This window comes from Rhodococcus sp. OAS809, from assembly GCF_040546695.1.
Lineage (GTDB): Bacteria > Actinomycetota > Actinomycetes > Mycobacteriales > Mycobacteriaceae > Rhodococcus_F > Rhodococcus_F qingshengii.
On the sequence record NZ_JBEPOI010000002.1, the window covers coordinates 3,751,228 to 3,775,061 of the forward strand.

Annotated in this window: 21 protein-coding genes and 1 pseudogene; 13 read left to right on the forward strand and 9 right to left on the reverse strand. The window is 62.5% G+C overall.

Translation table 11 applies throughout. The features are described from left to right. Nucleotides 1-84: 84 nt before the first annotated feature. From ABIE52_RS20610 to ABIE52_RS20635, 6 genes are all read left to right on the forward strand, one after another. Nucleotides 85-654 (forward strand): bacterial proteasome activator family protein, encoded by a 570-nt coding sequence (locus tag ABIE52_RS20610; protein ID WP_003943894.1) that lies wholly within the window; start codon nucleotides 85-87, stop codon nucleotides 652-654. A 64-nt stretch (nucleotides 655-718) separates the two neighbouring features. Next, entirely contained in the window at nucleotides 719-1,591 is an 873-nt protein-coding gene (gene wzm / locus ABIE52_RS20615; RefSeq protein ID WP_064442976.1) for a galactan export ABC transporter permease subunit Wzm/RfbD, read from the forward strand. Nucleotides 1,592-1,600: 9 nt separating this feature from the next. Next, entirely contained in the window at nucleotides 1,601-2,407 is an 807-nt protein-coding gene (gene wzt / locus ABIE52_RS20620; RefSeq protein WP_007731776.1) for a galactan export ABC transporter ATP-binding subunit Wzt/RfbE, read from the forward strand. Further along, nucleotides 2,404-3,300 carry a galactofuranosyltransferase GlfT1 gene (glfT1, locus tag ABIE52_RS20625; protein WP_054825477.1) on the forward strand — a complete coding sequence of 299 codons (897 nt, stop codon included), beginning with the start codon at nucleotides 2,404-2,406 and terminating at the stop codon, nucleotides 3,298-3,300. Before wzt ends, glfT1 begins: the two co-directional genes overlap by 4 nt. 174 nt (nucleotides 3,301-3,474) lie before the next feature. Then, a complete protein-coding gene (rsgA, locus tag ABIE52_RS20630) occupies nucleotides 3,475-4,545 on the forward strand; it encodes a ribosome small subunit-dependent GTPase A (protein ID WP_192712874.1) in 1,071 nt (356 codons plus the stop codon). 46 nt (nucleotides 4,546-4,591) lie between these two features. Beyond that, a complete protein-coding gene (locus ABIE52_RS20635) occupies nucleotides 4,592-5,419 on the forward strand; it encodes a TylF/MycF/NovP-related O-methyltransferase (RefSeq protein WP_065455073.1) in 828 nt (275 codons plus the stop codon). Between the two features lie 3 nt (nucleotides 5,420-5,422). Here the strand turns inward: ABIE52_RS20635 and ABIE52_RS20640 are convergent, their stop codons facing one another. After that, a complete protein-coding gene (locus ABIE52_RS20640) occupies nucleotides 5,423-7,288 on the reverse strand; it encodes a glycosyltransferase (RefSeq protein WP_192712912.1) in 1,866 nt (621 codons plus the stop codon). A 68-nt stretch (nucleotides 7,289-7,356) separates the two neighbouring features. Further along, nucleotides 7,357-8,166, reverse strand: coding sequence for a glycosyltransferase (locus tag ABIE52_RS20645; RefSeq protein ID WP_054827093.1), 810 nt, complete (start codon nucleotides 8,164-8,166; stop codon nucleotides 7,357-7,359). A 145-nt stretch (nucleotides 8,167-8,311) separates the two neighbouring features. On the opposite strand from ABIE52_RS20645, the gene ABIE52_RS20650 reads away from it, so the two are divergent. After that, nucleotides 8,312-10,522, forward strand: a complete 2,211-nt coding sequence (locus ABIE52_RS20650) for a putative glycosyltransferase family protein (RefSeq protein WP_192712873.1) — start codon at nucleotides 8,312-8,314, stop codon at nucleotides 10,520-10,522. Here ABIE52_RS20650 and ABIE52_RS20655 read toward each other — a convergent pair. Together ABIE52_RS20655 and ABIE52_RS20660 are read right to left on the reverse strand one after the other, a co-directional pair. After that, a complete protein-coding gene (locus ABIE52_RS20655; RefSeq protein ID WP_063315249.1) occupies nucleotides 10,477-11,457 on the reverse strand; it encodes a Gfo/Idh/MocA family protein in 981 nt (326 codons plus the stop codon). The genes ABIE52_RS20650 and ABIE52_RS20655 overlap by 46 nt on opposite strands. 3 nt (nucleotides 11,458-11,460) lie before the next feature. Continuing rightward, nucleotides 11,461-12,561, reverse strand: a complete 1,101-nt coding sequence (locus ABIE52_RS20660) for a DegT/DnrJ/EryC1/StrS family aminotransferase (RefSeq protein WP_042950324.1) — start codon at nucleotides 12,559-12,561, stop codon at nucleotides 11,461-11,463. A 110-nt stretch (nucleotides 12,562-12,671) separates the two neighbouring features. Between ABIE52_RS20660 and ABIE52_RS20665 the strand changes: the two genes are divergently transcribed. Together ABIE52_RS20665 and ABIE52_RS20670 are read left to right on the forward strand one after the other, a co-directional pair. After that, nucleotides 12,672-13,388: a DapH/DapD/GlmU-related protein gene (locus ABIE52_RS20665; protein ID WP_192712872.1), complete on the forward strand. Its 717-nt coding sequence runs from the start codon at nucleotides 12,672-12,674 to the stop codon at nucleotides 13,386-13,388. 58 nt (nucleotides 13,389-13,446) lie between these two features. Further along, nucleotides 13,447-14,466, forward strand: a complete 1,020-nt coding sequence (locus ABIE52_RS20670; protein ID WP_058038039.1) for a lysylphosphatidylglycerol synthase transmembrane domain-containing protein — start codon at nucleotides 13,447-13,449, stop codon at nucleotides 14,464-14,466. A gap of 7 nt (nucleotides 14,467-14,473) precedes the next feature. Here ABIE52_RS20670 and rfbB read toward each other — a convergent pair whose 3' ends face one another. Continuing rightward, nucleotides 14,474-15,475 (reverse strand): dTDP-glucose 4,6-dehydratase, encoded by a 1,002-nt coding sequence (rfbB, locus tag ABIE52_RS20675; protein ID WP_192712871.1) that lies wholly within the window; start codon nucleotides 15,473-15,475, stop codon nucleotides 14,474-14,476. Nucleotides 15,476-15,571: 96 nt separating this feature from the next. Here rfbB and rfbA point away from each other — a divergent pair. The 4 genes and pseudogenes from rfbA (at nucleotide 15,572) to ABIE52_RS20695 (ending at nucleotide 19,094) form a co-directional block, all read left to right on the forward strand. Beyond that, a pseudogene (gene rfbA / locus ABIE52_RS20680) lies at nucleotides 15,572-16,449 on the forward strand (glucose-1-phosphate thymidylyltransferase RfbA). Between the two features lies 1 nt (nucleotide 16,450). Beyond that, entirely contained in the window at nucleotides 16,451-17,056 is a 606-nt protein-coding gene (locus tag ABIE52_RS20685; RefSeq protein ID WP_042921219.1) for a dTDP-4-dehydrorhamnose 3,5-epimerase family protein, read from the forward strand. 51 nt (nucleotides 17,057-17,107) lie between these two features. Next, entirely contained in the window at nucleotides 17,108-18,199 is a 1,092-nt protein-coding gene (locus tag ABIE52_RS20690) for a S1C family serine protease (protein ID WP_047272763.1), read from the forward strand. A 34-nt stretch (nucleotides 18,200-18,233) separates the two neighbouring features. After that, nucleotides 18,234-19,094, forward strand: a complete 861-nt coding sequence (locus tag ABIE52_RS20695) for an ATP-grasp domain-containing protein (protein ID WP_151097581.1) — start codon at nucleotides 18,234-18,236, stop codon at nucleotides 19,092-19,094. Here ABIE52_RS20695 and ABIE52_RS20700 read toward each other — a convergent pair. The 4 genes from ABIE52_RS20700 to ABIE52_RS20715 are packed head-to-tail and all read right to left on the reverse strand — an operon-like array spanning nucleotide 19,083 to nucleotide 23,639. Beyond that, nucleotides 19,083-20,630, reverse strand: a complete 1,548-nt coding sequence (locus ABIE52_RS20700; protein ID WP_058038043.1) for an AMP-binding protein — start codon at nucleotides 20,628-20,630, stop codon at nucleotides 19,083-19,085. The two genes, ABIE52_RS20695 and ABIE52_RS20700, sit on opposite strands and share 12 nt — an antisense overlap. Continuing rightward, a complete protein-coding gene (locus tag ABIE52_RS20705; RefSeq protein ID WP_030535807.1) occupies nucleotides 20,627-21,865 on the reverse strand; it encodes a thiolase family protein in 1,239 nt (412 codons plus the stop codon). Before ABIE52_RS20705 ends, ABIE52_RS20700 begins: the two co-directional genes overlap by 4 nt. Next, the gene (locus tag ABIE52_RS20710; RefSeq protein ID WP_030535808.1) at nucleotides 21,862-22,794 is read right to left on the reverse strand and encodes a fumarylacetoacetate hydrolase family protein; all 933 of its coding nucleotides are present in this window, start codon (nucleotides 22,792-22,794) and stop codon (nucleotides 21,862-21,864) included. The genes ABIE52_RS20705 and ABIE52_RS20710 overlap by 4 nt, the downstream gene beginning before the upstream one ends. A gap of 53 nt (nucleotides 22,795-22,847) precedes the next feature. After that, nucleotides 22,848-23,639, reverse strand: a complete 792-nt coding sequence (locus ABIE52_RS20715; RefSeq protein WP_051649531.1) for a cyclase family protein — start codon at nucleotides 23,637-23,639, stop codon at nucleotides 22,848-22,850. Nucleotides 23,640-23,834: the final 195 nt, after the last annotated feature.

Here is a 23,834-nt window from a genome sequence, read left to right on the forward strand (position 1 = left end):
AATTACCCGTCAGTACAGTTATTCGATAGCTAACTTTTTGGGGGTTACGCGGCGTTTGTCGCCCACACACGACAAGATGGAAGCATGACGAACCCCGACAAAGAGCAGGTACTCGTTATCGGACCCGACGGTCGACCCGTCGCGATGCCGGCGGCCGAGGCAGAGGCCTCCACCTCCGGCACCACCGAAGGCGCGGAATCCGAAGCCGAGTCCGTCGCCGAGATGGTCGAGCAGCCGGCGAAGGTCATGCGAATCGGCACGATGATCAAACAACTCTTGGAAGAAGTGCGCGCCGCGCCGCTCGACGACGCCAGCCGCAAGCGCCTCAAGGACATCCACACCTCGTCCATCCGAGAACTGGAACAAGGCCTGGCACCCGAACTCCGTGAAGAACTCGAGCGACTGAGCCTCCCGTTCACCGACGACTCCATTCCCTCCGACGCCGAACTGCGAATCGCGCAGGCCCAACTCGTCGGCTGGCTCGAAGGACTGTTCCACGGAATTCAAACCGCACTGTTCGCGCAGCAGATGGCAGCGCGCGCTCAGCTCGAACAAATGCGTCAGGGCGCACTGCCTCCCGGCATGAGCATCGGGGCTCCGCATTCGCCTGCACATCCGGACCAACAGAGCCCAGGAACCGGCCAGTATCTGTAACTCGGACCACCGCTAGGTCCGAGGGAAATCCGGCGCCGACGCCAGGCCGGTAGGCTCGACCTCCGTGTCAGCATCCGCAATCGAATCCGAGACGCCGGACGCACCTGCGCCCGTGTCCGACTCCCAGACGTTCCGTCGTGCGTTCAAAGACCTTCGCGACGGTCTGAATCAGCGTGAGTTGTGGCTCAGCCTCGGCTGGCAGGACATCAAACAGCGCTACCGCCGGTCGGTGATCGGACCGTTCTGGATCACGATCGCCACCGGCGTTCAGGCCGCCGCGATGGGTCTTCTGTACTCCGCGTTGCTGAACATTCCGCTCAAGGAGTTCCTGCCGTACGTCACGGTCGGGCTGATCGTGTGGAACCTGATCAGTGCAAGCATTCTCGAAGGTTCCGAGGTCTTCATCGCCAACGAGGGCCTGATCAAGCAGTTGCCGTCGGCGTTGAGTGTGCACGTATATCGCCTGGTTTGGCGTCAGGTGCTGTTCTTCGCGCACAACTTCGCGATCTACATAGTTCTTCTGTTCGCGTTCAGTATCTGGCAGAACATGAGCTGGACGGCGCTCGCGGCAATACCGGCATTCGTGCTGATCGTCGCGAACACGCTGTGGGTCTCGATCGTCTTCGGTATCTTCTCCACCCGGTACCGCGACATCGCCCCCATCCTCGGCAGCCTCACCCTGCTGCTGTTCGTGCTGACGCCGATCATGTGGACAACTCAGGCCCTCAAGGACCAGGGTGGGCAAGCCATGGAACGGGTCCGGCTCGCCGAACTCAATCCGCTGTACCACTACCTCGAGATCATCCGAGCACCACTCATCGGGGCCGACCAGCAGGCATACCACTGGTACATCGTCATCGCCTTCACCGTCGTCGGCTGGGCCGTCGCGATTCTGGCACTCCGCAAGTACCGGGCACGCGTGCCCTACTGGGTCTAGAGGAAACACATGAGTCAGCCAGTCAGCATCCACACGCAGAACGCGTGCGTCGACTTCCCGATCTTCGACGCGAAATCCCGCTCGCTCAAGAAGGCCTTCCTCGGCAAGGCCGGAGGATCCATCGGCCGCAACGACTCCGATGTCGTCGTCGTCGAAGCGCTCCGCGACATCACGATGACGCTCAAGGAAGGCGACCGCATCGGGCTCGTCGGCCACAACGGCGCCGGCAAATCCACCCTGCTGCGCCTGCTCTCCGGAATCTACGAACCGACCCGGGGATCCGCCAGCATTCGCGGACGCGTCGCACCCGTCTTCGACCTCGGTGTCGGCATGGACCCGGAAATCTCCGGGTACGAGAACATCATCATCCGCGGCCTGTTCCTTGGTCAGACCCGCAAGCAGATGCTCGCGAAGATGGACGAGATCGCCGAATTCACCGAACTCGGTGAATACCTCTCCATGCCACTGCGTACCTACTCCACCGGTATGCGCGTTCGCGTTGCCATGGGCGTCGTGACCAGTATCGATCCCGAGATCTTGCTTCTCGACGAGGGCATCGGTGCCGTCGACGCGGAATTCATGAAGAAGGCCCGCATCCGGCTGCAGAAGCTGGTGGAACGCTCCGGCATCCTGGTATTCGCCAGCCACTCCAACGAATTCCTCGCTCAGCTGTGCAACAGTGCGATGTGGATCGACCACGGCCAGATCCGCATGCAAGGCGACATCGAAGACGTCGTGCGCGCCTACGAAGGTGACGACGCCGCCGAACATGTGCGCCACGTGATCAAGGAAATGGAACGGGAGAACACCCCGTGAGCGCACCCGAGAAAATCATCGGGGTCGTCGTCACTCACAAGCGTCGTGAACTGCTGGCCGAATCCTTGAAGGTTCTCAGCACCCAGTCGCGTCCGCTCGATCATCTGGTTGTCGTCGACAATGCCGACGAAGCCGATGTGAAAGAGCTCGTCGACAACGCTCCACTGCCGACCAGTTACATCGGTTCTCAGCACAACCTCGGCGGTGCCGGAGGATTTGCTCTTGGCATTCTCTACGCGCTTTCACTCGGCGCCGACCGCGTCTGGCTCGCCGACGACGACGGCCGCCCGGACGGCCCCGAAGTCCTGGAAACACTGCTCGACTGTGCAATTCGGAACGACCTGGCCGAGGTCTCCCCCGTCGTCTGCGACATCGACAACCCCGACCGCCTCGCCTTCCCACTTCGCCGCGGTACGTCGTGGCGCCGGTTGCGTTCCGAACTCGGCGACGAGGATCTCCTGCCCGGTATCGCGTCCCTCTTCAACGGCGCACTGTTCACCGCCGACGCGATTGATGCCGTCGGAGTTCCGGATCTACGCCTGTTCGTCCGCGGCGACGAGGTCGAGGTACACCGTCGCCTCGTGCGCTCCGGCCTGAAGTTCGGTACCTGCCTGCAAACTGCTTATGTCCACCCCAACGGCGCGGACGAGTTCAAGCCGATCCTCGGCGGTCGCATGCACACGCAGTACCCCGACAACGACACGAAGCGCTACTTCACGTACCGCAACCGTGGATACATCCTCTCCCAACCGGGAATGCGGAAACTGCTTCCGCAGGAATGGGTTCGGTTCGGCTGGTACTTCCTGATCACACGCCGCGATCCGGCCGGACTGCGCGAGTGGATGCGATTGCGCAAGCTCGGCCGGGAAGAGAAGTTCGAACGTCCGAGTTAAGTCGGCCGCCCCGAGTTAATTCAGTTGCACAGTCGCGTCTGCGGCTGAGACGATTCTGATCCGACGCATGGTGCGTCCTGAGATTTTCGAGGAGTGAGTATTGATGACTGTCGTGTTCCGCAGTTTCAGCACCGTCAACATTCACACTTCTTCGTACTCGAGGACACACTCACCATGCCGGAAAACAGCGCGCCCCTGACCGAATACGGTTGGAACGCAACACTCTCGAACACATTCACTGCCCTGGCCCCACCGGACTCCGCACCCGGGCGCGTTCTTCGCGTCGACCGGGGGCGGTGTGACGTGGCCGTCGCCGAAGGCACAGTTCGCGCACTCAGCGGCAGCGATCCACTCTGTACGGGTGACTGGGTCGCCGTGGCCGAGTTACGGGACTCACGCGAACCCGAGATGCACACGGTCACTTCGATACTCCCCCGATCAAGCAGCATCGTTCGATCCTCGGCATCCGGAAAATCGGAAGGCCAGATTCTGGCGGCCAATGTCGACACCGTCGTCATCGCCACGGCTTCGGACGGCGACGTCGATCTCGGGCGCATCGAGCGACTACTCGCACTCGCCTGGGAAAGTGGTGCAACCCCTGTCGTCGCACTCACCAAATCGGATGCAGCTCACTATATCTCCGACACTCTCGCCGAGGTCACTGCCATTGCGCCCGACGCAACAGTGCTGGCCGTCAGTGCCGAGACCAACGAAGGAATGGATGTACTCGATGCAGTTCTGGACGGCACCGTGGCGATACTCGGTCCATCAGGCGCCGGTAAGTCGACGCTCGCGAACGCCCTCCTCGCGGACACCACAGACGCCGATCGACTCGAGACCGGTCGCGTTCGGACCGGTGACGGAAAGGGACGCCACACCACCGTCACCAGAGAGTTGATCTCATTCTCCGGCGGCCGGACACTGATCGACACACCCGGCCTGCGAGGGGTCGGCATGTGGAACGCGGCGGAGGGGATCGAGAAGACGTTCCCCGAGATCGAGGAGCTGATTGCAGAGTGCCGGTTCTCCGATTGCGCACACAACTCCGAGCCGGGATGCGCAGTCCTGAGCGCACTCGGGCGTGGCGATATCGATGAGCGGAGGCTCGCGAGCTACCGGAAACTACAGCGAGAGAATGCATGGAACGCCGCGCGAAGCGATGCTCGTCTGCAGGCAGAGAGGACGCGGGAGATCAAGGTGATCTCCCGACAACTCAAGAGTCACTACCGCGGTCGGGACCGGTAGCGAACAAAGCCTGGCAGCATGGGGGTGATCCCGACGAGAGGTTGCCATGTTCGAGCAGTTCCGTTCCAGCGCCAGAACCAAGCTTCAGCGTGCGGTATCCGAGGTGGTCGAGGCCGCCGACCGGCGCAACGCAGATCGCACGCAACAGATCCTCGACGCGCTGGCACTCTCACGTGACGAACTGGCCGAGGCCCGCGGTGACATCGCGGGCCTCCGGTCCAGGATCGACGAGCTGGAATTTCGCCAGCGTCGGGATCTGGCCTACGCCGTGGATCTGGAAGCGACAGCGTCGACTGCCGAGTTCATCCTCGAACACCTTCGAGTCGCGGAGACATTCGGCCACCCGCACGACACGCTGCGCCACGCATTGGGCTTGATCGAAATACCCGGCATGGCACTCGAATTCGGCGTCGCCAGCGGAACCACACTCAGGATCGTCGCGGAGGCTTTCACCGAACGCGAGGGGACCGTCGCAGGTTTCGACGTGTTCTCCGGCCTTCCGGAGACCTGGCGCACCGGGTTCCCGGTCGGCGAGTTCGCACAGGAATCCATCCCCGAAGTGCCTGGAGCGCAACTTGTTCCGGGCCTCTTCGAGGACACCTTGCCCTCGTTCCTGAACGACGAACCCGGCCCCGTTGCGTTCCTGCACCTCGACGCCGATCTCTACTCGTCCACCAAGACGGTGCTCGATCTCCTCGGCGACCGCCTGGTACCCGGGTCGATCGTCGTCTTCGACGAATTCTTCAACTATCCCGGGTGGCAGCAGCACGAGTACCGGGCGTGGACGGAGTTCGTCACACGCACCGGCATCTCGTTCGAATACCTCGGGTACACCGTCGACAACGAGCAGGTCGTCGTCAAGATAGTGCGCTGAGGCTCACTTCTCGTACAGTCGAGCCCAGTTCTCCCGACTCGTGAGCTGCGGAAACTCGCGAGCGAATGCTTCAGCCACACTTGGTGCTTCGGCGAGGAACCTCTTCATGACGCCGGCGAGGCGGCCGCTCATCTCGGCGGCCTTCTCGCTGTCGAAGCGGCGTTCACGCACGCCTCCCTGCGAAGCATCGGTGACGAAGACGTGATCGAAACGTCCGACGTGCCACCACTGCGCGTCCTCGTACGAAATCGCCACCGGACCTCGCTCGAGGTGATTGCGAGCCTGCATCACAGCGCGTTTCGCCAGAACGAGGTCCGTCCACAAACCGGGTTTCGGGCTGGGCGCAACGCGGCGGATCGGCAGCCTGCCCGGCAGCTCCGACGCCGGGCGGGTCACAGTCTCGGGGAAGCGCTTACGTTCCTGGTTGATCGCGGCAAGCGCCTTCTGCCCACCGTCCGCCAAACCTGCCGGCCCCTCGAGGAATCCCTCGATCGCCCGGAGTTGCGTATGTGCAAGGCCGTACTGCAAACCCACGATCGAGTGCGAAATATCCCGGGAGAGCTGCTTCGCGAGGGTTTTGGGTGCAAACCCTGGGTCCAGCGCAGCGGTGATCAGACCGTTGCGCGTACTGAAGTAGTGCGCGAAACCGTCGACGTCCTTCCAATAGAAGTCCGCATGCCACACAGCAGCCGACGGCAACGTGATGGTGGGAATCCCGGCCCGCCCAGCCCGCAAGCTGTACTCGACGTCGTCCCACTGGAAGAAGACCGGCAGTGGCAAGCCGATCCGCTCGATGGCTTCGGCAGGGATCAGGCAAGACCACCAGCCGTTGTATTCGGCATCCACGCGGCGTTCCGGCAGCTTCTCGAGCACACTCCGGTTGCGAACACCGTGCTCATCGGTCGGTACACCACGCTGCAGGGTGCCCAGATCGACGCGTTCACCCGAAGCCAACAGGAAGTCGGGGTTGAACAGAAAGAGCATCTGGGCGCCGATCAAAGCCGGCTCCGTCGTCATGTTCGCGAACGCACTCAGTCGAAGAACCGATTCGGGCTCGCACAGAATGTCATCGTCCATCAAGATCACGTCGGCGTGCGGTCCGGCCGCCGAAGCTTCGTACAAGCCCCGCGTGAACCCGCCCGCACCACCTAGGTTCGCCTGCCGCAGATACTGCAACCGCGAACCGAACTTCTTCGACACTTCCTGGAACAGCTCACGGCTCTCTACCGGATCCGTTCCCTGATCGACGACGTACAGAGCGTCGAGCAACGCGAGTACACGCTCGTCGGACGCGAGGGCCTCGACCGTGCGCGCACAGTCGTCCGCACGATTGAACGTGCAGATCGCCACGGCTACCGGGCGAATCGACTCCGGCGAGACGACGGTCCATTCCACATCGTCGACCACTGCGCCGCCACCCTGCGCTTCGAACTGCAGCCACAGTGCCCCGCCGTCGACGAAAGTATCGAGCGGGGCGGTCATGGACACTCGCTCGTCGCCGGTCACGACGACGTTCGTCACGATCCGGCGGTGACCACCGATGTCCGAGGCCTGGATCTGGATGCGGCAAGCGGTATCGGCCACGACATGCGCGGTGACAGTGACCTCGGTGACGTTGGTCCAGCGCTGCCAGTAGCTGGCCGGAAAACGACCGAAGAAGGTGTTGGTGTGTGCGACGGCCCCGGGCTGAAGCCGCAACTCGAATCGCGATCGCGTCGACATTCCGACCTTGGTCACCGCATACAGTTCGTCACTGGCGACGGGCGAAGTTCCGGTGAACAACGTCCGCTGCGCCAGCAGTCGATCCGACGTCGCGCTGCGTTCGATCAACTCGACTCCGGAATCGGACTGGTCATCGGTCGTGTTCACGGTATCCACGCCCCGCAGGGTATCGCGAATCCGCACCTCGGCGCCCCGGGCACCGAGTCACACCAGGTCTACCCGTGATTACTCACTGCAGCGGCGGAGCGCAGCTCGGTCTTTCGCCGACGAAGCGACAACAGACCCTTCGCCATCTGGACCACGTCCTTGGGCGAGATACGGCTCGCGTGCGCCAGATGATCGTCGCTGAGTCGGATCGGGACCTCGACCGGGCGCACCCCAGCCAATTCGAGCGCGTAGTCCAATTCGGTGGTGAAAAGGAAGCCACGCTCGGTCAACGAGGGTGCGATTCGACGCAGCAAGACACCGTCGACGATGAAAGTTCCCTGGGGATCGCCCGTGCGGGTACCCAGCACCACCCGTCGCAGCGTCGCGAATCCACCCGTCATCACCGAACGCAGCAAGCCACGTTCCACCTCTGAGTCCGAATGAGCCTTTGAACCGATGACCACCGGCGGGACGGACCCTAGATCCGCCATCACGCGGTCGGCGCCTTCGATGTCACCGAAACCGAACGGAAGGTCGTCCGCGGTGAGCAACACGCGTCGTCCACGAGAAGCAAGCGTCCCGGCGCGAAGCGCTGCGCCCATCCCTTTGTCGCTGCTCATCGGCAGGAAGGTCACTCCAGGCCAAGACCAGGAAGCTGCCAGAGCAGCACACACGTCGGCAGTGTTGTCCGTCGAACCGTTCTCCACGACGATGATCTCGACCTGACCGGCGCTCTCGGCCGGGCGGCTGGTGAAGTACTCGGCGAATTGACGCACCGTCGACTCCAGCACCTCGCCTGAGTTGTATGCGGGGATGATCACCGAGAGTTCCGGCGTAGCTGGTTCCCCACGAACGGGTTCCGTTCGCGATGTCGCCACGTCCCGATCTCCTTACTTCCCCGACTGCAGTTCGAACTCGTCGGAATACTACGCTCCGAGAAACAAGGCGCAGCCCAGGCTCCGAGAAAAAGAGCACGACCCAGGCTCCGAACAACAGCCATCGACTCGAAGACGAAAGCACATCGTGAAATCTGACTTACCGCTCGCACAACGCGTGGTGCCGCCAATTCTTCTCGCCGCTCTGGTGTCGATCGTCGCCGCCATCCCACTGATCTCCAATCGGTGGTTCTACTACTGGGACGACAGCGCAGCAGCTTTCACGCCTGGTTGGCACACGATCGGCGAGCGAATCCTGTCCGGGTCATGGCCGACGCTCATTCCCGAATTGTGGGCCGGCGGCAATGTCACAGCCGAAGCCCTTTACGGGACATACAATCCCGTGATCCTTCTGGATTCGGTTGCCATTGCTCTCATTCCGAACCTGGGAATCGGAATCACCCTGGTCAAGATGCAATTCATGGCGATTCTCGCGGTAGGCGTTTATCTGGTGGCCCGCCAGTACGGCGCCAATCGGTCGATGGCTTTCATCGCCGGATTTGCCATGCCGTTCGCCGGATACACGCTCTATTTCGACGCCTCCAGTTGGGCGTCCGGGCTGATCGCCTTCGCCTGGATCCCCCACGTCTGGTGGTCTACCCGCGCCAGCGCCCTCGGCCGAGTGAACCCCCTGGTACCGATCGTTTTCGGCTATCTTGCGATGACCACCGGAAACCCGTACGGCGCTGTCGGTGTCGCGGTCGTCTACCTCGCTGTCATAGCGGAATGCATCGCAATCAAACGCGCAGGCAGCATCAAATCACTGATGATCAGCGCGGCAGCGATCATCATGATGTCGCTGATCGTGTATCTACCGTTGCTCTTCACCACCGGCGTGTCGGTGCGTACTCAGTCCGGAATCGCGAACGACGGTTCGCTTCGACCCGATCTCGGTGACCTGCTCAACGTCTCCGGCCCGTCGAACCAGCCGTACGTCACCGCTTTCGCTTCGCCTGCCATGACGATTCCGCTGGTGTACCTGGCTTGGTTCCTCATACCGCTCGCACCGTGGATTCAGTGGAAGTCACTGAAGAAGTTGGGCCGCCACAGCGTCTCGCTGTTCGTCTTCGGCGGAATTTACGTCGTACTACTTCTCGGACCGTCGAATCTGTGGCTTTTCCGTTGGCCCGCGCGACTGCTCGAGTACGGTCAACTGCCCGCCATCGTGGTCACGGCGGTCGCCCTCTCTGCCGGACTGCATCGTGATCGAATCCGGACAAGATCAATCATCACCGCGGGATTGTTGGCACTTCAGTTCTATCTTGCCTGGTCGAATGTCCCGGAAGACATCGGTATTCACTCGGCATCACTGATAATCACCGTGGTTCTCACCGTCTTCGCGTTGGTCGTGGCCTACCGAAAGCCCCGCTACCTCGCCGGTGCACTCGCTGTCGGCATCGTCGTCGTGCTCAGTGCTCAGACCAATTTCTGGTTCACCGGAAACTACAACGTGACACCGTGGAAGTTCCCCCGGCAGGTGGCATTCCTGGAGTCCAAGTTCGAGGACCGTTACCAGGGAACCACTTTCGCGATTGCCGACCCCGTCAACATCCCGCCGGACAACGAAACCGGGCAGTGGGGTGACCTCCTGTTCGGCAACGCCTGGCAGCCTGCCGGAGTCAATGCCGTCAACAGCTACGCCGGAATCAGCTACAACGATTTCGTTCAAGCACTGTGCTTGAACTACTACGGCGGTGTCCAGTGTCCGGACGGCGTCGACCGACTGCTCGCTGAGTCGCCGGGAACGGGTGTGTCCTGGCTCGACGCGATGCGAGTCGACACGGTCGTCGTTCAGAATTCCGGACCGTACGGCGGAAAACGCGCCCTCGACGCCCTACCGGAGGGCGAGTGGACCGTATCGCCGGATCGGGTGGTCACGGTCGGCCATCGCACCACCGAGCATCAGTGGCCCGACGGTCGCGTATCGGCAACGACGCCTGGTCTCGACGTGCGTGGCGATGCCGCCGCTACGGACACCAGGGAAACCGTCGAATACACCGGATCAGGCACGGTCACATTCGCCCTGCTGGCCTGGCCGGGTTGGAGCGCGACCGTAGATGGTCAGACGGTCGAGACGAAGGCCAGCCCCGGCGGGTTGTTGCAGGTCGATCTACCGCCGAGTGCCACGTCCGGATCTGCCCTCACCATCGAATTCAGTCCACCCGGAAGCACTTTCGGCTGGACTGTCGCCGGCGTCGGATTGCTCCTGGCACTGTCTCAAGGAGCGTGGGCCTTCCGACGCCGACGCAGCGGTCAGGACGACAACGCTGCAGCCAACGCAGATTCCGTCACCTCGTGAACCGCGCGGTGAGCGGGCAGAATCGACGCTCGCTCACCGTCTGCGTCACCGGTGCCCTGCACCAATCCGAGGAAATGCGTCAGCTGCGCGGCAAGCGGTTCCTCGCTGTAGCGGATCGTCGGAATTTCGATGACCGTCTGCTGCTGGTAGCCGTCCCGATCGGTGGGCATGTTGTCGTCGATGTGCCGGTAGATCGTGATGTCGCGACGCAGGAGATCGATCTCGATGAGTCGATCGGCCTCGAGCAACGACAGCTGGCGAATCTTGCGCTGACTGATCCGGCTCGCGGAAATCGTTGCAACAGCACCTGATCCGAAGCGCAATACGGCGTCGGCGCAATCTTCCGACCGGTTCTGCACGGACGTCGGGTGGAAGTAGCCGAACTCCCCTTTTGCCAAACTGGGTTCCGAGCCGGCAAATCCGATGGCAAGGTCGATATCGTGAATCAGCAGGTCCGTCGCGACACCCGTCGGAATGCGGGAAACGAACGGCGAGTGGCGGATACCGTTCACCTGCCACACATCGCCGGAGAACTCACGGGCGGTGCGGACAGCGGGATTGAACCGTTCGAGCAGTCCACACATCAGGGGAACACCGGACGCGCGTGAACGATCGACCAGGTCGACGCTCTGCTCGTACGTCGCTGCCAACGGCTTCTCCACCAGGACGGGCTTCCCCAGATCGAGAACCCGCCCGGCCAACTCGTAGTGCGCCGGCGTAGCGGCAGCGATCACGACAGCATCGATCTCGTCGAGGGAGTCGAAATCGGCGGCCCAACGCGTATCGAACCGCGCAGCAACAGCTTTGCCCTGCTCCTCGCGCGGCTCGATCAGCAGATCCAACTCGCACAGCGCCGACTGCGCGATGACCCGCGCATGCAGCGAGCCCATCTGACCGGATCCGACAAGAGCGATACGTGGCTTGCTAGCAGTCATTTTTCAGGCCTCCATGGCGCCGCGTACCGCGGCAACGATCTGATCGACGTCGCCGGCGGACAACGCAGCGTGGACGGGGATGCTCAGGCACCGGGACGCAACCGAAGTGGCCACCGGCGTCTCGTCGATGACGACGCGCGGATGTTCGCGGTAGCACTCGTAGTCGTAGACGGCCTTCGGGTAGTAGATGCCGCTACCGATGTCCTTCGCGGCCAGACGCTCACTCAACTGGTCGCGAGTGATCGGTGCGTCTTCGGCCAGCAGCAAGGTGAACTGATGCCAGACATGTCCACGACCGGACAGTTCGCTCGGCAGGATCAGTCCTTCGACGTCCTTCAGGCCGACACGCAAGGCCTCCGCATTCCGGCGGCGCGCCTCGACCTGCTGCATGTACGTCGCCATCTGGGGCAGAGCCAAGCTCGCCTGGAGGTCAGTCATCCGGTAGTTCTGGCCGACCATCTCGTACTGGTAGCGCGCCCGCATGCCCTGGTTACGCAGGACCCGAAGTCGATCGGCGATCGCGTCGTCGTCGGTCGTGATCATTCCGCCCTCGGCGGTCGTGAGGTTCTTCGTTGCATAGAACGAGAAGCAACCCACACCGAAACTGCCGGCGCCTCGCCCGTCGTACGTCGCTCCGTGGGCCTGAGCGGCGTCCTCGACGACAGTCAGACCGTTTTTCGATGCCAACGGCATCAATGCGCCCATGTCCGCCGACTGTCCGTACAGATGAACCGGCATCAGAACCTTCGTGCGGTCACCGATTCGATCGGCAGCGACTGCCGGGTCGATGTTGAAATCGGACTCGGAGATATCGGCAAACCTCGCGGTCGCGCCTGCCTCGAGAATTGCATTGAGGGTGGCTACGAACGTGAACGGCGTGGTCAGAACCTCGTCACCTGGCTGAAGATCCTGGACCTGAAGAGCCGCGATCAATGCGGTCGTGCCGTTGTTCACCGCCACCGCGTGTCGCGTTCCGACCAGCGCCGCGAACTCGTCCTCGAGCCGCTTCACCTTGGGTCCCTGCGCGACGATCCCCGATCGCAGAGTGTCCAGCACCTCGCGCTCGACTTCTTCCCCGAACGAGATACTGGATATCGCGATCACTGAGTTACCTCCGATAGATTCATCCGACCGTCGTCGGAACGAAATACCCCGACAACCCAGGAAGCGTATCGAAACACGATTCGATACTTCGAGAGGATTCCGGAACCTGCATGTCTGAACGAGCCGACTGCCACATCCATCCGACCGCCTTCATCGGCGCCGACGTACTGATCGGGGCAGGGGTCACGGTCGGACCGAACGCCGTGCTGACCGGCCCACTCGAGATCGGCGACGATTGCTGGATCGGCGCCGGAGCGGTCTTGGGAGCTCCCCCCGAGATCCTCGGCGCGTTACATCCGACGTCCTGGTCCGTCAGCGCCGGTCTGGGAATTCGAATCGGTGCTCGAACGACGATTCGCGAATTGAGCACCGTCCATCAGGGCAGCGAACGCCGCACCGAAATCGGCGAAGACTGCTTCGTGATGAACAGAGTGGGAATCGAGCACGACGTGCAGATCGGTGACCGCTGCGTCGTGTCCTCCGGTACGACGCTTGCCGGGCACGTCAGCGTCGGAGACGGCGTCAACCTGGGCATGCACACTGTCGCGCACCAACGACGCGTCGTCGGCTCCGGATCCATGATCGGCATGGGAACCGTCGTGGTCAAGGACGTCCCGCCCTTCTCCAAGGCCTTCGGCAACCCGGTGTCGTTGCACGGTGTCAACCGGGTCGGAATGAGTCGGTCGGGAATCGCGGAGGAGGACATCGCCGCGATCGAAGCCGTGTACGCCGCGGGAAGCTTCGGCACGTCACCGGCCATTCCGGACTCGCTGTCGGAGGCCTTCACCTGGTGGCGGGAACGCGCCGACAAACCGCTCGTGGTTTAGCGAGACAAATCCTGGTTGGTATCGTCTGCGAAATGACGAACGGGCGGGATGCAGGCGCGTGAGTACCTCTCCCGAATCTGAACAACCGGTCGAAGACGTCGAACCGGCCGCAGAGCCGAACGCTCTACGCGGCCTTCTCGTCAACGGATTCAAGGTCCTCGTCACCCTCGCGATCGTCGTCGCGATCATCTTCGCGGTGAAGTCCCAATGGTCCGAGGTCAAGAACACGATCACCGAGCTGAACTGGTGGACGCTTGCCGCCTCGTCGGTGTTCATCTTCCTCGGTATGGGTGCCGCAGTGCGGGCCTGGCAGCACGCACTCGGCGCCCTCGAACAACCGATCCCGGCCTTCGACGCCGCTCGCGCTTATCTGGTCGGCCAACTCGGCAAGTACCTTCCCGGCAGTGTCTGGGCCTTCGTTCTGCAAACGGAACTCGTGAGGCGCGCCGGTGTGTCCCGTGCCGCAGGCTTTGTCGCAGTGCTGGTCACGGTGGGGTTGAGCACAACTTCGGCGCTGGTCGTCGGCCTCTTCGGTCTACCTGCCCTGTTCGAGGTCAGCACGGCGGCAGCGGTCGGCGTGATCATCCTCGTACCGATCGCATTGGTCTGCGCCTACCCGCCGGTGCTCACACGCCTGGTGAACCTTGCGCTGAAACTGCTCCGCCGCACGCCGCTGCACAAGCCGCTCACGATGCACAAGATTGCGCTCGCATTGGGCTGGTGCGCAGCAAGCTGGGTGCTCTACGGCATCCAGTTGTGGTTGCTCGCGTCCAGTTCGGCGGGCTTCGAAATCCGTGGGCTCGTCCAGTGCATCGGCGCTCTCGCCCTCGGTATGTGCGCGGGCGTCCTCGTGTTCGTCGTCCCGTCCGGAATCGGTGTCCGCGAAGCCGTCATCGTCGCAGCGCTTTCACCGTTCATGGATGCCGGCGTCGCGCTCGGCCTCGCACTGGCGTCGAGGCTGCTGTTCACCCTCTGTGAGGTCTTTGCCGGCGTCGTGGCTGCACTGTCGGGATCACGAGGCCTGCGCAATGCACTCGTGCACGAGCGCTCGCGGGTGCCGGACCCCACCAAAGCCTGACGTTCGGTCAGATCACTTTCTCGGCCGCGGAATACTGCGTCTCGACGCCGGCCTTCTGCGGACGCCACCACTGCTCGTTGTCGCGATACCACTCGACGGTGGCTTCCAGTCCGCTTCGAAAATCGCGGTACTGCGGCTTCCACCCAAGTTCCTGCTGTAGTCGCGTCGAATCGATCGCATACCGCAGATCGTGACCAGGGCGGTCGGTGACGAAGTCGAAATCGTCCGGCTTGCGTCCGAAAATTTCGAGCAGGGTCGCAATCACCGTCCGGTTGTCGGTTTCACCGTCGGCGCCGATCAGATACGTCTCGCCGGACTTTCCGCGGTCCAGGATGTCCCAGACGGCGCGGTTGTGGTCCTCGACGTGAATCCAGTCGCGGACGTTGCGGCCTTCCCCGTACAACCGTGGACGCACTCCGTCGAGCAGATTGGTGATCTGGCGTGGGATGAACTTCTCCACATGCTGGTACGGGCCGTAATTGTTGGAGCAGTTCGAGATGGTCGCCGCGATCCCGAACGAGCGCACCCAGGCGCGCACGAACAGATCACTCGACGCCTTGGACGCGGAGTACGGGCTCGACGGGTTGTACGGTGTCGTCTCCGTGAACTTCGCCGGATCATCCAGTTCGAGGTCGCCGTACACCTCGTCGGTCGAAATGTGGTGATAACGGACCCCGTGCGAACGCACTGCCTGCAGGAGCGAGAAGGTTCCCATGACGTTGGTGCGCAGAAACGGTTCGGGGTCGGCGATGGAATTGTCGTTGTGGCTTTCGGCCGCGAAGTGCACGACTGCGTCGGAGCGCGAGACAAGATCGTCGACCAGCGGCTCGTCGGCCACGTCGCCGTGGACAAACGTGATCCGGTCCTCGACGGACGCCAGGGACTGGCGATTTCCGGCGTAGGTCAGAGCGTCGAGAACCGTGACTTCCACGTCGGGACGCGTCGCCACCGTCTGATGAACGAAATTGGCACCGATGAAGCCGGCACCCCCGGTGACCAGTAGTCGCACGTCATCTCCTCAGGCTCATCGGACGAACCCCACTTTAGCGGCCGGGCGTGTCATGTCCGTTTGCGTCGGCAGGCAGGAGTGCAGGACACTGCACGCATGCGCGGAATCATTCTGGCCGGTGGCACCGGGTCGCGGTTGCACCCGATCACCCTCGGAGTGAGCAAGCAACTCTTGCCTGTCTACGACAAGCCGATGATCTACTACCCGCTCTCCACTCTCATGCTCGCCGACATTCGCGACATCTTGATCATCACGACCCCACACGACGCCGAACAATTCCGCCGGGTTCTCGGCGACGGCTCACAATTCGGCGTCAACCTCACCTATGCAGTGCAACACGAACCGAACGGCCTCGCAACGGCATTCACCCTCGGCGCAGAGCACATCGGATCCGACTCCGTGGCGCTCGTCCTCGGCGACAACATCTTCTACGGCCCCGGCCTCGGAACCCAACTCAGGCGTTTCTCCGACATCGACGGCGGAGCCGTATTCGCTTACTGGGTCTCGAATCCGACCGCCTACGGCGTCGTCGAATTCGACGACTCGGGTCGCGCCGTGTCCATCGAGGAAAAGCCGACGTCACCGAAATCCAATTACGCAGTCCCCGGCCTCTATTTCTACGACAGCGACGTCGTGGACATCGCACGCACTCTGAAGCCCTCTGCGCGTGGCGAATACGAAATCAGCGACATCAATCAGCACTATCTCGAAGCTGGCAAACTTTCTGTCGATGTCCTCCCCCGCGGAACCGCGTGGCTCGACACCGGCACACACCCGATTCCCTGCTCGAGGCAGCGAACTACGTGCGGACCATCGAACACCGCCAAGGCCTCAAGATCGGTTCCCCTGAAGAGGTTGCGTGGCGTCAAGGATTCATCAGCTCCGACCAATTACGCACTCAGGCAGAAGCATTGGGCAAATCCGGGTACGGCAACTACCTACTCGAGCTGCTCGAGCACGGCAAGGAATGGTGACGTGGAAATCCGTCCACTGAAGATCGCCGGAGCGTGGGAAATTACACCGAAGCAGTTCGGCGACAACCGCGGTGTCTTTCTCGAATGGTTCAAAAGCTCCGCCTTCACCGCCGCGACCGGCCGCACTCTCGATCTCGCGCAGGCCAACTGCTCGGTTTCCGAAGCCGGTAGCCTCCGCGGGATCCACTTCACCGACAATCCGCCCGGACAGGCGAAGTACATCACCTGCGTGAAAGGTGCCTTCCTCGACGTTGTCGTAGACCTGCGCGTCGGATCACCGACCTTCGGCGAGTGGGATGCGGTGGTGATCGACGACGTCGATCGACGAGCGGTGTTCCTGGAGGAAGGCCTCGGCCACGCGATCCTTTCACTCGAAGACGGATCGACAGTGATGTACCTGTGCAGCATCGAATACTCGCCCCACCTGGACCGCGACCTCGATCCCTTCGATCCGGAACTCGCGATCGAATGGCCGAGAACAGACCGTAAGGGCAACCCTCTGACCTACGAGCTCTCCGCAAAGGACGCTGCCGCGCCGTCCCTGGCGACGCTCCGCGCGGACGGCATGTTGCCCGGTTTTGTGGCCGAAGATTCGCCGAATCGGTAATCTTCACCTTTCACGACTCGATGGCATGACACCGGCGGGACGGACGGCTGGATGACCAAACGTGCGAGCAGACGCGGCCTGTGGACGGCCGTCGTTCTCGCAGCCGGCCTCGGTGGTCTCGCGCTGGTCGCACCGCCCCTGACTCCGGGAACGATCGAGTCCGCACCGGTCACCGTCATCACGACCACCCCACCCGCGCCGGTTGTTCCGCTCACCCCGGAGGAGCTCTCGGCCCGGGTGGTCCCCACCATCGTCACCATCACGGCGCCGGCCGGATTCACCACCACTGCTGGGACCGGGATCGTGCTCTCCCCTGACGGAGTGGTGCTCACGAATCACCACGTCATCAGCGGAGCTTCGGACGTCACTGCCGTCAGCATGTCCAACGGGCTGATCTACGACGCCGAGATCCTCGGGTACGACAGCGTCAGCGATCTTGCCGTCCTTCGACTCGCGGGCGCTGACGATCTGCCGGTGGCTGTGGTCGGCAAATCAGCAGAAGCCACTCGTGGGGATGCCGTCACCGCAATCGGAAATGCGGAAGGCGGCGGAGTACCCGTCCCGGCTCCCGGCGTCATCACCAACCTCGGTGTCACCGTCAACACCCGCAACGTGTCCGACGGATCGCGAAACCAGTTGAAGGGCCTCATCGAGGTGGACGCGGACATCCGGCCTGGCGATTCCGGTGGCCCCCTGGTCAACGCCGTTGGCGAGCTGATCGGCGTCAGCAGCGCGGGCAACGCCGTCACCGACCGCACCGAAACATCACCGGCGCCTCAGTCCTACGCGATACCGATCGACACCGCACTACCGATCGTCGAGCAGGTACTCGGTGGCCGCTCCTCCGAGACCGTGCGTGTGGGACCGACACCCGTACTCGGTGTCGCGGTGAAGGATCACGCGGACATGCCGGCCGGCGCCGAAGTTGTTGCCGTGAGCTTCGATTCGCCGGCCGAGCGGGTGGGGCTGACCAAAGGTGCGGTCATCACCGAGTTCGGTGGCAGCCGGATCGCGTCGTCCGCTGATCTCAACGCGGCGATGAGCTCGCGCCGCCCCGGCGACACCGTCGCGGTGACGTGGGTGGACGCAACCGGGCAACCCGGGACCGGTTCGCTGGTCCTCGACGAGGGGCCACCTCGCTAGTCTTAGAAGGCGCCAGCCGTGAAAGCATCGTGGCATGACCACGGTTCTCCTGCTCACCTGTGACGGCGCCGCCCGCGAGGCGGATGTCGAAAGCAAACTCGTCATGGAAGCTCTCACCTCCTACGGCATCGCGTCGACGATGGCGCCGTGGTCGAGCCCGTCCCTCCTCGATATCGACGCCGACCTGGTTCTGATCCGGTCGACCTGGGACTACACCCAGCGCCTCGACGAATTTCTCGCCGTTCTCGATCAGCTGACCGCTCCGATCGCCAATCCACTCTCGATCGTGAAGTGGAACGCACACAAGGGATACCTCACCGAACTTGCCGCGGCCGGCGTACCTATCGTCCCCACCGCTGTGATCGCTGCCGGACAGAGCGAAACACTCACCCTCCCTTCGTTCGAGGGTGCCGACGTCATCGTCAAGCCGGCAGTGTCCGCCGGCGCTGTCGGAGTGGGAAAGTTTGCCTCGGGGTCCGCGCAGGCCCACGCTCACCTCAGCTCGATCCTCGAGAGTGGCAACGACGCGTTGGTCCAGCCATTCGTCTCGGACGTCGTCGACGGCGAGCGCTCGATCATCCACATCGGCGGACGCTACTCGCACGCTGTCCAGAAGATCCCGGCCGCCCACGACTTCCGCGTGCAGGAATTTCACGGCGGAACCAACCACCTCCACCAACCGTCCGCCGCCGAACTCGCGGTGGCCGACGCAGCACTGGCCGCGACCCCATGCGGCCCCGGCGAATTGCTTTATGCACGTGTGGACGTCGTGGGCCCGGTGGATCAACCACTGCTCATGGAAGTGGAATTGATCGAGCCAGAACTCTTTCTGCCATTCGCCCCTGGATCTGCCGACGCCCTCGCACGGGCAGTTGTCGCGTCACTAGGTCGGTGACGCGCCACGGAGTGCCTTCTTGTCGATCTTCCCCAAAGCAGTGAGCGGCAGCGCTTCCAGAATCGAAATCTCCTTGGGCGCCCAGATCGGACCCTTGTGCGATCTCACGTGCGCGATGAGTTGATCGGGTGTGACCGACCATCCCGTCTTCAGTACGACTGCGGCGGTAACAGCTTCTCCCCATTGAGAATCGGGGACACCGAATACCGCACATGCTGCCACCGCGGGATGATGTCCGAGTGAGTCCTCGACTTCGCGCGGGTAGACGTTGAATCCACCACTGATGATCGTGTCTTTGATGCGGTCGACGATCGAGATGAGCCCACTTTCGTCGATTCGAGCAACGTCGCCGGTGTGCAACCACCCATTCGCGAGCGCTGCAGCGGTTTGTTCAGGTTTGTTCCAATAGCCGTCCATCACGAGCGGACCTCGCACACAAAGCTCGCCGGGTACGCCCGTCGCCGTCTCGTTTCCCTGCTCGTCAAGCAACACCACTTCGACACCTGGCATCGCGCGCCCACAACTCCCCAAAACTGCGGGATCGTCCGTGTGCTCACGTGTATCGAGTACCGTCAACGCATTCGGGGCTTCGGCCTGACCGTAATGCTGGCTCAGGATCGGCCCGAACACCGCCCCTGCCTGCTCGAGCCTGGTGGGGTCGATGGGTGCAGCACCGTAAAGCATCCAGTTCAGCCCAGACAGATTCGCATCCGACAGGCGTGGATGGTCGAGTAAGGCATAGAGCATCGTGGGAACCACGAATGTAGCTGTGACTCCGCCATTTTCGATGGCGTCGACAACTCTGTCCGGGTCGAACGACCTGTGCAACTCGAAGCTTGCACCTCGCAGCAGACCGGGTGCGACGAGCAGACCGGCAGCATGAGACATCGGCGTAGTGAGCAGCATGGTGGTTTCAGCCGGCCACTCCCACGTGGTGCAGGCCCAGGCATTGGCGACCAAGGATCGGTCCCTGAGCATGACGCCTTTCGGCTCACCGGTGGTTCCACCGGTGTAGAAGAGATACAAAGCTCGACCCTGACCGCCTAAGCCTGAACCTATTCCCGCCGTACCCAATTCACACGCTGATTCGAGGGCTGACAGTGACATCACTCGAGTCTGTGCCGCTTCGGCGCGTACCTGGAACTGTCCGTCGGCAACCAACAGGAGATCGGTACCACTGTCTTTCAGCACCATCCTGTCGTTCTCTTCGGTCGCGAGCGGATGGAGTGCCGTGTAGCGCACGCCCGCCAGACACGCCGCGGCCATGACCGTGAATGCTTCAGGACACGGCCCCGCAAGCAGGGCGACCCCGGCTCCGTCCGGCAGAGCGAAGCTACTGAGGACACCTGCAATCCGCTCGATCTGTTCCGCAGTCTGCCAATATGTCAGCTCGGCCCGATCACCGTTCCGATCCGTGAATCGAAACGCGATGTGGTCTGGTCGGCGTCGCAGCGCCGACAGAATCAGATCCGCATATCCCGCTTGCACCTGCAAGCCTGGCGCCATCGGTTCATCGTTCATGATGTCCGCGTTCATCGTGGCCCTCCCAAGATCGTGACCGCGGCGACGGCTTCCTCGATGCCGTAGAGACCTCCGCCGTTCTCTGCGACCGCGATTCGAGCACCCGGAACTTGTCGCCGCCCTGCTTGTCCACGCAACTGCGTGACAAGTTCGAAGACCTGCGCCAGTCCCGTTGCCGAGACCGGATGACCACGGGACTCGAGCCCACCTGACGGATTGACCGGACGCACGCCTCCCAACGAACTCGCACCGGACGCCGACCACGCGCCGCCCTCACCGATCGGGCAGAACCCCAGATTCTCGACCTGCTGCACTTCACCGAAGGCCGTGGCGTCGTGGACCTCTGCCACATCCACATCGCCTGGCCCGACTCCGGCTTCCTCGTATGCGCTCATTGCTGCACGGCGACCGATGTGACTCTCCACGTCATCTGCGGTCCGATCCGTGCCTGACACCAAGCTGCAACCGAGTACCTGCGCCGCCCGCCGAGAGGAATCGTGCCTTCGAGCAAAGTCCGCACTGGTCACAATGACCGCCGCTGCACCGTCACTGACGGGCGAGCACATCGGAACTGTCAGAGGCCACGCGACTCGCCTTGCGGCAAGCACCTCTTCGACGCTGAAGAGTTTGCGAAAGTGCGACCGCGGATTGTGCACGGAATGCGCATGATTTTTGGCTGCTACGGACGCGAGCTCGAACTCGGTGGTTCCGAATCTCTCCATGTGCGCCCGGGCAAGAGAAGCGTAGATCTCCATGAACACCGACCGCTCACCCTGCGATCCGAGTGCATCCGGCAGCGGAGCGGACAGCGAAGCAAGGCCCGCGAGCGTCTCGTCGCGATGCGCAACGTCGAGTGCACCGTCGAACACCTCCAGACTTCGAGCCGGATCCGAGCACACCAGCTTGTCCACCCCGACCGCCAACGCGACCTCGGACAGACCGGCGCGAACGTGGGCGATCGCCAGCCAGAGTGCAGTCGCGCCGCCGGCGCAGGCATTTTCGACATTGACGACCGGGACTCCCCCGAAACCGTATGGCCTCAAGGCAATCTGGCCTGGGATCATGTGCTGCCGGTCGATCGCCTTCTGGCTGACTGTCGCGTAGAAGACCGCACCGACGTCACCGCGGGTCAGGCCCGCATCTTCGACGGCATCGATCGCCGCACGCCCCGCCAATTCCGAGGCCGCGGTATCCGCGTGCCGCCCGAAGAGAGTCGCGCCGACACCGAGAACCATGACTTCGCCGCTCACGCCACCACTCGATTCCTCAATACACCGAGGCCGGTGACCTCGAGTTCGACTACGTCTCCCGGTTCCAGGAACCGCCCGTGCTCCAAGCCGCATCCACTCGGCACGGTGCCGGAACAGAAGACTTCACCCGGGTACAGCCGCGTGGAAGTCGAAGCGAACGAAATCACGTCCTCGAAACGATGGTCCATGTCGGCGCTGGTTCCTCGGCTCACCTCGTCTCCGTTGATTCTCGCGGTCATCTCGAGTTGGTAGGGGTCACCGACTTCGTCGGCCGTCACGATCCAGGGCCCGAGGACATTCGCGTTCGAAAAGTCCTTGCTCTTACTGAGACCGAGTCCGGTGGAGATCTCCTCGAGCTGAGTATCGCGGGCGCTGAAATCGTTGAAGATGGTGTAACCGAAGATATGCGCAGGGGCATCCGCGCGTGAGATGTCGGTTCCACCGCGCCCCAGCACACAGGCGAATTCGAGTTCGTAATCGCGCAGGCTCGAGTACTCGGGCCACACGACGTCAGATTTGTGTCCGGTCACCGCCAATCGGTTCGCTATGTAATACAGCGGGCGCTCCAACTGGATCTTCGGCAGTTCGACGTCCTCGAGTGCGACCCCTTGAATTCGGGCGCGAGCGTTGCGGAAGTGATCCATGAAGCAGCCGAAGTCTCGGATCTGGACCGGCTGAGGAAGCGGCGACATCCAGCGCACATCACCTGCGTCGACGATTGCACTTGCCGGCGGCTCGTCTGCGAGCCGATCCAGGGTCTCCCGTGCCGCCGGACCACCTTCGATGATGGTTTGCATGGTTTCCAGTTCTGGAGCCGGTTTTCCCGTCACATCATGATGAGCTCGCTCGAGTAACAACAGTTGCTCGCCGCTGCCCGTCACCAGAGCCGTCTGCTGAGTCTTTTCGTATTCGACGGTCGCAAGTTTCACTGTGAGTCAATACCTTTCACTGAATTGTTCGTTAGGTGAGGCAGGAATTTTGCTCAGACGAACGCGACCACACGAGCCGGGGCAGCGCTGGCTCGCGCAAGCTTGATCGGGAAAAACGCCACGTGAAATCCCGAGGGCGGAAGCGCGGCGAGGTTCGCCAGTTGCTGAACGATGAATACTTCACGTTCGCGTCCGGCCCGGTGCCCGTCCCAGAGAACCGAGTTGTCCCCGGTGTCACGAAATTTCTGCGCCATAACTGCAAAGCTCAAGTCCCAGCCGGCAGCGTCGGTGCCCAGCACCTTCGCGCCTTGCTCGGCGAGAAACAGCGTGCCTTCGCGACTCATCCCTGGATACTGAAAGAACCCTGGATCAGCCAAGGTGAAGCTCTCTTGTCCGGTACGGAGCAACACGGCACCACCCTGGGGAACGGACGCACCGTTTTCCGCCAGGGCAGCTTTCAGCGCGTCCACCGAGATCGGCTGATTCGCCTCGCACCGGCCGCGCAGGTCGAGCACCACTGTCTCGCAGAACAATTCATCCAACGCGATGTCTGTGATCGTGCGAGAAGGCTTACCCTCCGAGGTTGATCCGTAGTGCAACGGCGCGTCGACGTGTGTGCCCAGATGGCTGTTGAACTCACTCAACATCTCCGATCCCCACCCCTCACCGTCCGGAAGATCATGAACTCCGCACTGCAGTGCTGCCGCGAACTCGTCGCGTCCGGCACCTGCGGGGTGCGAGTAGGTCACCGAGGGGGCAACGACGGAAGCCAGTGCCTTCAAACCCTCGGGGAGCAATTCCCGATCGGCCGGATCGAGAGTTCTAGTCAGATCGATGAGTTCCATGTCCGCCCATTCCGTTAAGTTATTGGACGCTCAGCATAGAACTGGACGATCAACATAGGCAAGAGGGTGTCGCGAGAGGAATACGGCCGGCCGATGGCCGGCCTCGTAGCATGAGTGCGGTGCGCAGGTCTCGGCCCCGACGGGCGCGTCGACGTCACCGCGTGCCGGAATTGGCTGCACTCGAGAACGAAAGAA

What these genes read in the sequence shown, in the direction of transcription:
- ABIE52_RS20610 (WP_003943894.1), top strand. Translation starts at nt 85, where the DNA reads ATGACGAACCCCGACAAAGAGCAGGTACTCGTTATCGGACCCGACGGT.
- wzt (WP_007731776.1), top strand. Translation starts at nt 1,601, where the DNA reads ATGAGTCAGCCAGTCAGCATCCACACGCAGAACGCGTGCGTCGACTTC.
- rsgA (WP_192712874.1), top strand. Translation starts at nt 3,475, where the DNA reads ATGCCGGAAAACAGCGCGCCCCTGACCGAATACGGTTGGAACGCAACA.
- ABIE52_RS20635 (WP_065455073.1), top strand. Translation starts at nt 4,592, where the DNA reads ATGTTCGAGCAGTTCCGTTCCAGCGCCAGAACCAAGCTTCAGCGTGCG.
- ABIE52_RS20655 (WP_063315249.1), bottom strand. Translation starts at nt 11,457, where the DNA reads ATGACTGCTAGCAAGCCACGTATCGCTCTTGTCGGATCCGGTCAGATG.
- ABIE52_RS20665 (WP_192712872.1), top strand. Translation starts at nt 12,672, where the DNA reads ATGTCTGAACGAGCCGACTGCCACATCCATCCGACCGCCTTCATCGGC.
- ABIE52_RS20690 (WP_047272763.1), top strand. Translation starts at nt 17,108, where the DNA reads ATGACCAAACGTGCGAGCAGACGCGGCCTGTGGACGGCCGTCGTTCTC.
- ABIE52_RS20695 (WP_151097581.1), top strand. Translation starts at nt 18,234, where the DNA reads ATGACCACGGTTCTCCTGCTCACCTGTGACGGCGCCGCCCGCGAGGCG.
- ABIE52_RS20700 (WP_058038043.1), bottom strand. Translation starts at nt 20,630, where the DNA reads ATGAACGCGGACATCATGAACGATGAACCGATGGCGCCAGGCTTGCAG.
- ABIE52_RS20715 (WP_051649531.1), bottom strand. Translation starts at nt 23,639, where the DNA reads ATGGAACTCATCGATCTGACTAGAACTCTCGATCCGGCCGATCGGGAA.